Source organism: Allokutzneria multivorans (assembly GCF_039537405.1).
Lineage (GTDB): Bacteria > Actinomycetota > Actinomycetes > Mycobacteriales > Pseudonocardiaceae > Allokutzneria > Allokutzneria multivorans.
The window spans coordinates 270,479-281,742 of sequence record NZ_BAABAL010000016.1; the positions used below are offsets into that span (position 1 = coordinate 270,479).

At 68.8% G+C, this 11,264-nt stretch carries 11 protein-coding genes; 9 read left to right on the plus strand and 2 right to left on the minus strand.

Translation table 11 applies throughout. The features are described 5' to 3' along the window. Positions 1-114 precede the first annotated feature (114 nt). From ABD798_RS20270 to ABD798_RS20290, 5 genes are all read left to right on the plus strand, one after another. Positions 115-1,317 (plus strand): branched-chain amino acid ABC transporter substrate-binding protein, encoded by a 1,203-nt coding sequence (locus tag ABD798_RS20270; protein WP_425549243.1) that lies wholly within the window; start codon positions 115-117, stop codon positions 1,315-1,317. Between the two features lie 126 nt (positions 1,318-1,443). Continuing rightward, positions 1,444-2,433, plus strand: a complete 990-nt coding sequence (locus ABD798_RS20275; RefSeq protein ID WP_344877086.1) for a branched-chain amino acid ABC transporter permease — start codon at positions 1,444-1,446, stop codon at positions 2,431-2,433. Next, positions 2,430-3,578 (plus strand): branched-chain amino acid ABC transporter permease, encoded by a 1,149-nt coding sequence (locus ABD798_RS20280; RefSeq protein ID WP_344877088.1) that lies wholly within the window; start codon positions 2,430-2,432, stop codon positions 3,576-3,578. The genes ABD798_RS20275 and ABD798_RS20280 overlap by 4 nt, the downstream gene beginning before the upstream one ends. After that, complete coding sequence (locus ABD798_RS20285; protein ID WP_344877090.1) at positions 3,575-4,504, plus strand: ABC transporter ATP-binding protein; 930 nt, start codon at positions 3,575-3,577, stop codon at positions 4,502-4,504. The genes ABD798_RS20280 and ABD798_RS20285 overlap by 4 nt, the downstream gene beginning before the upstream one ends. Continuing rightward, positions 4,491-5,204: an ABC transporter ATP-binding protein gene (locus ABD798_RS20290; protein WP_425549244.1), complete on the plus strand. Its 714-nt coding sequence runs from the start codon at positions 4,491-4,493 to the stop codon at positions 5,202-5,204. The genes ABD798_RS20285 and ABD798_RS20290 overlap by 14 nt, the downstream gene beginning before the upstream one ends. Before the next feature lie 49 nt (positions 5,205-5,253). Here the strand turns inward: ABD798_RS20290 and ABD798_RS20295 are convergent, their stop codons facing one another. Next, positions 5,254-6,123 carry a hypothetical protein gene (locus ABD798_RS20295; protein WP_344877092.1) on the minus strand — a complete coding sequence of 290 codons (870 nt, stop codon included), beginning with the start codon at positions 6,121-6,123 and terminating at the stop codon, positions 5,254-5,256. Positions 6,124-6,228: 105 nt separating this feature from the next. Further along, the gene (locus ABD798_RS20300; RefSeq protein ID WP_344877094.1) at positions 6,229-6,648 is read right to left on the minus strand and encodes a hotdog fold thioesterase; all 420 of its coding nucleotides are present in this window, start codon (positions 6,646-6,648) and stop codon (positions 6,229-6,231) included. 141 nt (positions 6,649-6,789) lie between these two features. Between ABD798_RS20300 and ABD798_RS20305 the strand changes: the two genes are divergently transcribed. The 4 genes from ABD798_RS20305 (at position 6,790) to ABD798_RS20320 (ending at position 11,249) form a co-directional block, all read left to right on the plus strand. Further along, positions 6,790-7,122 carry a type II toxin-antitoxin system Phd/YefM family antitoxin gene (locus tag ABD798_RS20305; RefSeq protein WP_344877096.1) on the plus strand — a complete coding sequence of 111 codons (333 nt, stop codon included), beginning with the start codon at positions 6,790-6,792 and terminating at the stop codon, positions 7,120-7,122. Further along, positions 7,119-7,526 (plus strand): type II toxin-antitoxin system VapC family toxin, encoded by a 408-nt coding sequence (locus ABD798_RS20310; protein WP_344877098.1) that lies wholly within the window; start codon positions 7,119-7,121, stop codon positions 7,524-7,526. Before ABD798_RS20305 ends, ABD798_RS20310 begins: the two co-directional genes overlap by 4 nt. 88 nt (positions 7,527-7,614) lie before the next feature. Further along, positions 7,615-10,260 carry a DNA polymerase I gene (gene polA / locus ABD798_RS20315; protein WP_425549249.1) on the plus strand — a complete coding sequence of 882 codons (2,646 nt, stop codon included), beginning with the start codon at positions 7,615-7,617 and terminating at the stop codon, positions 10,258-10,260. A 551-nt stretch (positions 10,261-10,811) separates the two neighbouring features. Next, positions 10,812-11,249 carry an SSI family serine proteinase inhibitor gene (locus tag ABD798_RS20320; protein ID WP_344877102.1) on the plus strand — a complete coding sequence of 146 codons (438 nt, stop codon included), beginning with the start codon at positions 10,812-10,814 and terminating at the stop codon, positions 11,247-11,249. Positions 11,250-11,264: the final 15 nt, after the last annotated feature.

The following is an 11,264-nucleotide window of genomic DNA, read 5'->3' on the forward strand; positions in this document are numbered from 1 at the left end:
GTGCAATGCCGCTTTTCGACAGTTAGCTTCCTGCCCTGACCAACGCCCCTGATCGAACGGGGCTCACCACCAGGCAAACGTGCATTGTGGTGAATTGGGTTTACGGAGGTACGGGTGTCTGGGACACGACTCGTGCGGGCCCTTGCGACGACTGCCGTGGTGGCTTTGGCGATCGCGGGGTGCGGGGGCGGCGGCAACGACTCTTCGGGCGGTGGTGGCACCAGCGGCGCCGCCGGTCCGACCAAGGCGGCCAACGCGGCTGACCCGCGCGGCGACGGCAAGGCGCAGTGCAACAACGCCTCGCTGGCCTACATCGGCACCATCGCCGGTGACAACGCCGCGCTGGGCCTTGCCATCCTCAACGGCGCACGCCTGGCCGTGAAGCAGCACAACGCGGCCAACCCCGGCTGTCAGGTGAACCTGCGGGAGTTCGACTCCGAGGGCTCGCCGGACAAGGCCCCGGGTGTGGTGGCGCAGGCGGTGAACACGCCGGACATCCTCGGCGTCGTCGGACTGCCGTTCTCCGGTGAGTCCAAGGCTGTCGGCAAGACCTTCTCCGACGCGGGCCTGGTCACCCTGAGCCCCTCGGCGACCAACCCGGGCCTGAGCAAGAACGGCTGGAAGACCTTCTTCCGCGCGCTGGGCAACGACAGCGTGCAGGGCCCGGCCGCGGCCAAGTTCATCACCAACGACCTCAAGGCCTCCAAGGTCTGCGTGATCCGCGACGACTCCGAGTACGGCAGCGGCCTCGCCGCGGCGGTCAAGGAAGCGCTCGGCAGCAAGGTCGTCTGCGAGGACCAGGTCAAGAGCAAGCAGAAGGAGTTCGCGGCCACCGTCAGCAAGGTCGAGGCGGCCAAGCCGGACGCGATCTTCTACTCCGGCTACTACACCGAGGCCGCCCCGCTGGCCGACCAGCTGTTCAACAAGGGCGTGACCGCCAAGCTGGTCGCCCCGGACGGCACCAAGGACGACCAGTTCGTCAAGAACTCCGGTGACGCCGCCGAGGGCTCCTACTTCACCTGCCCGTGCGTTCCGGCGGATGAGTTCAAGGAGTTCACCGCCGAGTACAAGAAGCTGGCCAACACCGACCCGTCGACCTACTCGGCCGAGGGCTACGACGCCGCGACGATCCTGCTCAAGGCGATCGACGGCGGCAAGAAGGACCGCGCCAGCGTGCTGGAGTTCGTCCGCACCTACGAGGGCCAGGGCCTGACCAAGAAGTTCAAGTGGGACGCCACCGGTGAGCTCACCGAGACGCCCGTGTGGTCCTACAAGGTCGAGGGCGGCAAGATCGTCAAGAACAAGCCGATCGGTTAACCGGCAGAGCACGACGCAACGGTTGTCGCACAGGGGCACGGCCACGGCGGGGAAGCGCCTGCCGTCGCCGTGCCCCTGGCGCTTTGCACGGGAACGGGCAGATCAGTGATTGTTCAAGCTACGGCCATGCTCGCGCAGGCCGAGGACAGCTGGATCGACTTCAACGTCGGCCTCTTCCTCGACCAGTTCTGGAGCAACACGGTCGACGGGCTCGCCTACGGCAGCATCTACGCCCTCATCGCACTGGGCTACACGCTGGTGTACGGCGTTCTCCGCCTCATCAACTTCGCGCACTCCGAAATCTTCATCACCGGCGCTTTCGGCGCCTACTTCGCCATGGAGGCTCTCGGCCTCAAACCGGGACCGACGGCCCGGCTCGGCATAGTCGAGATCATCGGCTTCCTGTTGTTGATGATGGCTGTCGCCATGATCATTTCCGGAGCCTCCGCCGTCGTTCTGGAACGCGTCGCCTATCGGCCGCTGCGCAAGCGCAACGCGCCGACGCTCGTTTTCTTGATCACCGCGGTCGGCGCCTCCTTCGTGATCCAGCAGCTGTTCTTCGTCACCAGGGGCGCCAATCCGGAACCCGCGCTGCGGCTGATCCGGCCGACCGAGGTCTTCACGATCTTCGGAGCGCGGGTGACCAACATCCACATCCTGGTGATCGTCGCCGCGCTGCTGCTCATGGTCGTCGCGGACATGTTCATCAACCGCTCGCGCCTGGGCAGGGGCGTTCGCGCCGTCGCGCAGGACCCGGTCACCGCGACGCTGATGGGCGTCAACCGGGAGCGCGTGATCATGCTGACCTTCCTCATCGGCGGTGTGCTCGCCGGTGCGGCCGCGGTCTTCTACATGCTCCAGATCCCGCAGGGCGTGGTCTACAACGGCGGCTTCCTGCTGGGCATCAAGGCGTTCACCGCCGCGGTGCTCGGCGGTATCGGCAACCTGCGCGGCGCGCTGCTCGGCGGCCTGCTGCTCGGCGTCGTGGAGAACTACGGCCAGTCCCTGCTGGGCGGTGAGTGGCGCGACATCGTCGCCTTCGTGCTGCTGATCGTGATCCTGATGTTCCGGCCGACGGGCATCCTCGGCGAGTCCCTTGGGAAGGCACGGGTATGAACGCGCACCAACAGACTCCGGCGCAAGGCCGAGCCCCGTTCGGGCAGCGCGTGCGCGACTGGTGGAACGGGCTGAACCGGTTCCAGCAGTGGGCCGTGCTCATCCCGCTGGTGGTGCTGATCTACGCGCTGCCGGTCCTCAACCCGCCGCTGCTCACCACCGAGCCGGGAACCGACTTCCAGATCGCCCTGTTCAACGCGGCGCGCTTCGCGCTGATCGCGATCGGGCTGAACGTGGTGGTCGGCCAGGCCGGTCTGCTCGACCTGGGCTACGTCGGCTTCTTCGCCGTCGGCGCCTACGTCGCGGCGATCCTGACCAGCCCGGACTCCGCGCTGCGGTGGGACTACCCGTGGATCGCGATCATCCCGGTCGCGGTGGTGATCACGATGGCCACCGGCGTCCTGCTCGGGGCGCCGACACTGCGCCTGCGCGGGGACTACCTGGCGATCGTCACGCTCGGCTTCGGTGAGATCGTCCGGCTGCTCGCCGACAACGTGACCCCGTTGCGCGGCCAGCGCGGTTTCCAGGACGTCGGGCGGCCGGAGGGCCTCAACGCCGACGGCACCGCGATCTTCAACTCCTCCGACGGCACGCCGTGGTACTGGCTGGTCGTCACGGTGATCATCATCATCCTGATCTTCGTCGGCAACCTGGAGCGCAGCCGCGTCGGCCGCGCGTGGGTGGCCATCAGGGAGGACGAGGACGCCGCCGAGATCATGGGCGTGCCCACGTTCAAGTTCAAGATCTGGGCCTTCACCATGGGCGCGGCGATCGGCGGCCTCTCCGGCGCGATCTACGCCGGGCAGGTCGGCTTCGTCAACAACCAGAAGTTCGACGTGGTCACCTCGGTGCTGTTCCTGGCCGCGGTGGTGCTCGGCGGCTCCGGCAACAAGGTCGGGGTGATCCTGGGCGCGTTCGTCATCTCCTACATCCCCGACCGCTTCCAGGCCATCGCCGAGTACAAGTACCTGATCTTCGGTCTCGCGCTGATCGTGCTGATGATCTTCCGTCCGCAGGGTCTGCTCGGCTCGCGCCAGCGGTTGCTGGCCAAGGGCAGACAGGCGTACCGCAAACTGCTCGGCAGGCCCGAGCAGATCGCCAAGGAGAGCGCGATGACCGACTCGGCGAAGGGGGTTCAGGGATGACGACGCACGACAACACCTCCGAGCCCGACGTCCCCGCCGAGGGCGGCCTCGTCGCCGAGCTGGAGCGGATGAGCCCGGAGGAGCGCGCGGCGCACGAGGCCGAGGTGGCCGAGGTCGTCGCCGCCGACCGGGAGATCGCCGTCGCAGTCGGGGACACGTTGCTGGAGCTGGACGAGGTCACCATGGCCTTCGGCGGCCTCACCGCCATGGACTCGGTGAACTTCCAGATCCGGCGCGGGGAGATCCTCGGCCTGATCGGGCCCAACGGCGCTGGCAAGACCACCTGCTTCAACGTGATGACCGGTGTCTACCGGCCAACGAAGGGCAAGGTGCTGCTGGAGGGCAAGCCCCTCGGGCGGTCCAAGCGCAACGCCATCACCCGGCTCGGCATCGCGCGGACGTTCCAGAACATCCGGCTCTTCAGCGAGATGACCGCGCTGGAGAACGTGGTGGTCGGCACCGACGCGCGGCACAAGACCAGCGTGATCGGCGCGCTGCTCCGGCTTCCCCGGCACCACCGGGAGGAGCAGGCCGCGGTGGACAAGGCCATGGCGCTGCTGGAGTTCGTCGGCATCGCCGACCGGGCTGCTGACAAGGCGCGCAACCTGCCCTACGGCTACCAGCGGCGGCTGGAGATCGCCCGCGCGCTGGCGACCGAGCCGAAGCTGCTCTGCCTCGACGAGCCTGCGGCCGGCTTCAACCCCGCGGAGAAGGAAGAGCTCATGGGGCTCATCCGCAAGATCCGCGACGACGGCTACACCGTCCTGCTCATCGAGCACGACATGAAGCTCGTCATGGGTGTGACCGACCGGATCGTCGTGCTGGAGTTCGGCAAGAAGATCGCCGAAGGACTGCCTGCGGAGATCAGGGACAACCCCGCGGTGATCGCGGCCTACCTGGGGGTGCCCGACGATGGCGCTGCTTGAGCTGAACGGGATGTGCGTGCACTACGGGCGCATCCAGGCGTTGACCGACATCACGCTGCACGTGGAAGAAGGCGAGATCGTCTCGCTGATCGGCGCCAACGGGGCCGGTAAGACCACCACGATGCGGGCGGTCTCGGGCATCCGGCCGCTCTCCGGCGGTTCGGTGGTCTTCGACGGCCAGGACATCAGCAAGATGCGTGCCGACCTGCGCGTGGTGCGCGGGATCTCGCAGTCACCGGAGGGCAGGGGCGTGTTCCCCGGCATGACGGTGATGGAGAACCTGGAGATGGGCTGCTACACCCGCAAGGACCGCAAGGCCATCGAGGAGGACTTCGAGCGGGTCTTCGACCTGTTCCCCCGCCTGGCCGAGCGCAAGACGCAGGTGGGCGGCACCATGTCCGGCGGTGAGCAGCAGATGGTCGCGATCGGGCGGGCGCTGATGGCCCGGCCGAGGCTGCTGCTGCTCGACGAGCCGTCGATGGGGCTGGCCCCGCAGTTCATCCAGCAGATCTTCCGGATCATCAAGGAGATCAACGAGCAGGGCACGACGGTGCTGCTGGTCGAGCAGAACGCGCAGCAGGCGCTCAGCAGGGCGCACAGGGGCTACGTTCTGGAGACCGGGCACGTCGTGAAGACCGGGACCGGGGCGGAGCTGCTCGCCGACCCGTCGGTCAAGGAGGCCTACCTCGGCGTCGCCTGAGGCACGGCTCTCTCGAGCGGGCACCCTCCACAGTGGAGGGTGCCCGCTCTCACGTACCGAAGAGGAACGGCTCGACGACCTCGCGCAGCGCGGCGCCCTGCTTGCTCGGATTCCCTTGCCGCTGCTCGAAAACCACGCGTCCGGCGCCGCTGACGAGGTCCGCGATCTGGATGGACGGATGATCTGCGGAGGCGCCGATCGCGAAGGTGTGCGCCCTCTGTTCCTGCTCCAGCATCTTGTGCCGGTCGTGCAGCAGGCGGAACTCGCCAAGTTCTGCCGTTCTGCGCTCGACGTGCTCCGCGAGCATGCTGGGGAGCGGGTCGAGCTTCGGCGGCTCCTCCGTCAGGAGTTCCTCCGCCCGTTCGCGGCTCTTTGCCAGGTGCGCAAGGACCTCCGCCGCAGGGTGTCCCGCGCACGTTTCCCGCGCTCGTTCGAGGAGCGCGAACAGCTCGTCCATGTCGACCGACCTGCCGTTGCGGCGTGTTCCCTTCGCGAAGCCCGCCAGTGCTGCGGCCAGCTCTGTCCACTGTGGACCGAGAAGCGATTCGCCATGGAGGACAAGGGGTTCCACGTCGCGTTGGATGAGCAGTCCGGCGATCGTCGACACCGTGAGCGCGACCTTGTCCGCGACAAGCACCGAGGCCCGGCCGTGCAGCGCACCGCCTTCGCCGAGCAGGTCGACCAGCGCTGCGAGCGGCTTGTCCCTCTCGAACTGCCAGAACTTCAACTCACGGCTTTGGCGAAGCCCGGTGTTGGAGCGCAGTTCGCTGAGCAGCGCGCCCGCCAGCCTGTCGTCGACGCGCACCGTCGCGTGCGTCATCACGCGCTGGTGGAGCACCGCCCCACCCGTCCATCCCGACTCGTCAGCCGCCACCCACGGGGGTCCGTCACCGTCGTCGGTCAGCCCCTTGAAGTCCACGCCGCAGTATGCGTCGAGGTCCCGTTCCGGGGCATCCGCTTTACCGGCTCCGCGGCTCGCTGAGCTGCGTATATCCGATTCTGGTCGGAGATCTGCCGAAGATCGTCAGGCCTTCTCGCCGGGCGGGGCGTCGCGCACCACGCAGGTCAGCCGGGCGGTGCAGACGCGCTTGCCCGACTCGTCGGTGATCGCGATCTCGAAGGTGGCGGTGGTCCTGCCGACGTGCAGCGGGGTGCACACGCCGGTGACGACGCCTTCGCGCGCGGCGCGGTGGTGGGTGCAGGACAGCTCAAGCCCGACCGCGATCCGGCCCTCGCCCGCGTTCATCACCGCCGCGATCGAGCCGAGCGTCTCCGCGAACGCGGCACTGGCGCCGCCGTGCAGCAGCCCGTACGGCTGGCGGTTGCCCGCGACGGGCATGGTGCCGACCAGGCGCTCGGCGTCCCACTCGGTGATCTCGATGCCGAGCTTGTCGGTGAGCTGCTCGGCCTGCACCAGGTTCGGGACGGCTGCGGGGAGGTTCACGGCACTCCTTGCGGGGTCGGTGGCACGAAACGGAACCATGGAGGTTCGAATCACCCCGCCCAGCTTAGGCGCGCGCCGTCGGTGCTCGACCCGAGGACTCAAGGGGTGCGATGTAGGACCCAATGTTCTACACTTGTCGGCGTGGAAGAGAACGACCCCTTCACCGACCTCGACGTCCGGGTGACGCGCGGGCTCGAACGGATCGGCGTGCGCGAGCTGAACCAGAGCACCTCGGCCGCGCTCCAGCGGGTCCGCGAGGGGCACTCGTACACGGTGACCGATCGGGGGGTGCCGATCGCGCACCTCATCCCCGTTCGGCAGAGCGATCGGGTGCTCGACCAGCTCGTGGCGACCGGGCGCGCCCATCCGCCCCGGATTCCGCAGGGGACGGTGCCGATGCCACCGGTGCTCGGCGATCCCGGCGTGGATTCCGCCGCCGCGCTGGCCGCCGACCGAGAGGACGAGCGCTGGTGATCTACCTCGACACCGCCGCGCTGATGAAGCTCGTGAGGGTGGAGGAGCACACGGAGGAACTGGTCGCCTGGCTCAACGCCGCAGAGCAGAACGGACAGCCACGAGTTGCCTCTGCGTTGGCCGAGGTCGAGTTGCCGCGCGCGGTGCGACGAAACGCCCCGGAGGCCATCGCCAGAGTTCCCAGCGTTCTGGCGTCCTTGTACCTGGTGGAGATCGACGCGACCGTGCGACAGACGGCAGCGGTGTACGCCGATCCGCTGCTGCGTTCCCTCGACGCCGTCCACCTCGCGACCGCGCAGGTGCTCTCCGGGCAGCCAGGGGCGGAGCTGATGAGGTTCGTGACCTACGACAGACGGTTGGCCGAGGCTGCCAGGGGAGTGGGCTTGGCGGTCTGGCCGGAGTAGCTCGATCGGAGTGTCGGTGGGTCGGCTTAGACTCCCGGTCGTGAGTGCTCCCGGAGACCGCAAGCTGCTGCTCATCGATGGCCACTCGATGGCCTACCGCGCCTTCTACGCCCTGCCGAAGGAGAACTTCCAGACCGGCACGGGCCAGACGACCAACGCGGTCTACGGCTTCACCTCGATGCTGATCAACCTGCTCCGCGACGAGGCGCCGGACCACATCGCGGTGGCCTTCGACGTCTCCAGGGTCACCTTCCGCACCGAGCAGTTCCCGGAGTACAAGGCCACCCGCAGCGCCACCCCGGACGAGTTCCGGGGCCAGGTCGGCCTGATCAAGGACGTGCTCGCGGTGCTCGGCGTGACCACGCTGGAGAAGGAGGGCTTCGAGGCAGACGACCTCATCGCCACCCTCGCCACGCAGGCCACCGAGCAGGGCCTGGCGGTGGCAATCTGTACGGGCGACCGCGACGCGTTGCAGCTGGTCAACGACAGCATCACCGTGCTCTACCCGGTGAAGGGCGTCTCGGAGCTGGCGCGCTACACCCCGCAGGCGGTGCTGGACAAGTACGGCGTGCGCCCCGACCAGTACGCGGACTTCGCCGCGCTGCGCGGGGACCCCTCGGACAACCTGCCGAAGATCCCCGGCGTCGGCGAGAAGACGATCACCAAGTGGATCACCGAGTTCGGCTCGCTCGGCCAGCTGGTCGACCGCGCCGACGAGGTCAAGGGCAAGGCGGGCCAGGCGCTGCGGGACAACCTGTCCTCGGTGCTGCTCAACCGCCAGCTCACCGAGCTGATCAAGGACGTCGAGCTGCCGGTCACCGTCGACGACCTCGCCGCGCGGGACTGGGACCGCGACGGCGTGCACAAGCTCTTCGACGAGCTGGAGTTCCGCGTCCTGCGCGATCGGCTGTTCGCGACGCTGTCCACCAGCGAGCCGGAGGCCGAGGACGGCTTCGAGGTCACCGGCGGTCTCGTGGCGCCCGGCGGCGTCGCGGCCTGGCTGGACCAGCACGCGCGCGGCGGCGACCGGATCGGCCTCGCGCTGCGCGGCAGCTGGGGCAGGGGCAGCGGCGACCTCGAAGGACTCGCGCTGGCCGGGGCGCGCGGTGAGGGCGGCTACCTCGCCTCCTCCGCGCTGACCGAGGACGACGAGCGCGCGCTGGCCGCCTGGCTGGCCGACGCCTCGATCCCCAAGGCCGCGCACGACGTCAAGGGCGGGCTGCACGCGCTGCGCGACCGGGGGTGGAGCCTGGCCGGGCTGACCACCGACACCGCGCTCGCGGCCTACCTGGTGCGGCCGGGGCAGCGCTCCTTCGACCTCGGCGACCTGGTGCTGCGCTACCTCCAGCGCGAGCTGCGCGCGGAGGAGGGCGCGGCCGACGGCCAGCTCTCGCTGCTCTCCGACGAGCAGGAGGACACCGAGCGCACGGCGGTCGCGGAGATCGTGCGGGCCCGCGCGGTCGCGGAGCTGGCCGACGCGCTGGACGCGGAGCTGGAGCGGACCGGCGGCACCAGACTGCTCGCCGAGCTGGAGCTGCCGCTGCTGCTGGAGCTGGCCGAACTGGAGGCCGCGGGCATCGCGGTGGACGACGACCGGCTCACCGAGCTGGAGTCGGCGTTCGCGGCGAAGGTGCGCCAGGCCGCCCAGGACGCCTACGCCGAGATCGGCAAGGAGATCAACCTCGGCTCGCCGAAGCAGTTGCAGGTCGTGCTCTTCGACGAGCTGAACATGCCGAAGACCAAGCGCACCAAGACCGGCTACACCACCGACGCCGAGGCGCTGCAGAAGCTGTTCGAGGACACCCAGCACCCGTTCCTGGCGCACATGCTGGCCCACCGCGACGCCACCAGGCTGAAGGTGACCGTCGAGGGCCTGCTGAAGTCGGTGGCCCCGGACGGGCGCATCCACACCACCTTCAACCAGACCATCGCGGCGACCGGGCGGCTGTCCTCGACCGACCCCAACCTGCAGAACATCCCGATCCGCACCGACGACGGCAGGACGATCCGGCAGGCGTTCGTGGTCGGTTCCGGCTACGCCGAGCTGATGACCGCCGACTACAGCCAGATCGAGATGCGGATCATGGCGCACCTCTCCGGCGACGAGGGCCTCGTCGAGGCGTTCAACACCGGCGAGGACCTGCACACCTACGTGGCGTCCAAGGCCTTCGACGTGCCGACGACCGAGGTCACCTCGGAGCTGCGGCGCCGGGTGAAGGCGATGTCCTACGGCCTGGCGTACGGCCTGTCCGCCTACGGTCTCGCCGCACAGCTCAAGATCTCCGCCGAGGAGGCGCGGGCGCAGATGGACGCGTACTTCTCGCGCTTCGGCGGGGTCCGCGACTACCTGCAGCAGATCGTCGAGCAGGCCCGCAAGGACGGCTACACCGAGACCATCCTCGGCCGCCGCCGCTACCTGCCCGACCTCAACAGCGACAACCGCCAGCGCCGCGAGATGGCCGAGCGGATGGCGCTCAACGCCCCGATCCAGGGCAGCGCGGCCGACATCATCAAGGTCGCCATGCTCGGCGTGCAGAAGGCGCTGTCCGCCTCGCAGCTGCGCTCGCGGGTGCTGTTGCAGGTGCACGACGAACTCGTGCTGGAGATCGCCGACGGCGAGCACGAGCAAGTCGAGAAGCTCGTCCGCGCCGAGATGGGCGGCGCCTACGAGCTCTCCGTCCCGCTGGAGGTCTCCGTCGGCTACGGCCGCTCCTGGGACGACGCCGCCCACTAGGCCCGCTTACGCGCTGAATGACTCATTGAGGTACTTGAGCGTCCTCAATGAGTCATTCAGGGCGCTCAACGCACCGAACGCGGCATTGGTGTGCCCCGGGGGTTGGCGTGTCTTCAAGACCAGCGAACCCCCGCGCTGATCATCGTCAACCACAGCAAACCCGGCCCCCACAGGGTTTGCTGCCGTTGACGACCGCCGGAGCGAGGGTTGTGGGGTCTTGAAGACCGGCGAACCCGGTGACGCCCAGCCCCTTACGCGCTGAATGCGGCATTGGTGTGCCTCCAGGGGCGGAGTGTCCATTGTGGACGGTGGGGGTGGGTGCGGACGGTGATAGGGGGCGGCTCGGCTCCGTGGAAGGTTCAGGCGGTTGCCGAGCAACCCTCAGGTTTGTGATCAACAGTGCGTGATGCCGCCGCATCGACCGGGTCTGTTGGCGCCCACGATGCGGTGGACCGGCGCTCGATGGTCAAGCGGCCTCGTCTGATCGTGATCGGATATCCCCGAATCAGTGGCGCGAGCCAACGCGCCAGGTGAGTCGAGGAGGTCCACGAATGAGGTTGGCCAAGGCGGTCCTGGCGGGCGTGCTGCTCGCGGGCGTGTGCACGGTCCCGGCGATGGCCGCGGGCCCGTCCGGAGTGCGCGGCGCCGGACCGATCGCACTGGTCCTCACCGTGGCTTCCGGGGAGCGCGCGCTGCCGGCCGGGCACACCGCGCTGCTGGCGTGCGAGCCGCTGGGTGGCACCCACTCCCGCACCCACCAGGCCTGCGACCGGCTGCGGGAGGTGTACGGCGACATCGCGCGCCTGAACCACCGCGAGGGCCCGTGCACCGACGAGTACAGCCCGGTCACCACGACCGCGCAGGGCACCTACCGCGGCAACGCGGTGACCTACACCAGGACCTGGCCGAACCGCTGCGAGATGTGGCGCGCCACCGGCGAGCTGTTCCAGTTCGAGACCGGCGTCGGGCGTCCGGGCCTTCCCGGCTGACGGAGCACGGCGCCC

Excerpts from the sequence above, each read along its gene's own strand:
- ABD798_RS20275 (WP_344877086.1), top strand. The coding sequence starts at position 1,444 with ATGCTCGCGCAGGCCGAGGACAGCTGGATCGACTTCAACGTCGGCCTC.
- ABD798_RS20280 (WP_344877088.1), top strand. The coding sequence starts at position 2,430 with ATGAACGCGCACCAACAGACTCCGGCGCAAGGCCGAGCCCCGTTCGGG.
- ABD798_RS20285 (WP_344877090.1), top strand. The coding sequence starts at position 3,575 with ATGACGACGCACGACAACACCTCCGAGCCCGACGTCCCCGCCGAGGGC.
- ABD798_RS20290 (WP_425549244.1), top strand. The coding sequence starts at position 4,491 with ATGGCGCTGCTTGAGCTGAACGGGATGTGCGTGCACTACGGGCGCATC.
- polA (WP_425549249.1), top strand. The coding sequence starts at position 7,615 with ATGGCCTACCGCGCCTTCTACGCCCTGCCGAAGGAGAACTTCCAGACC.
- ABD798_RS20320 (WP_344877102.1), top strand. The coding sequence starts at position 10,812 with ATGAGGTTGGCCAAGGCGGTCCTGGCGGGCGTGCTGCTCGCGGGCGTG.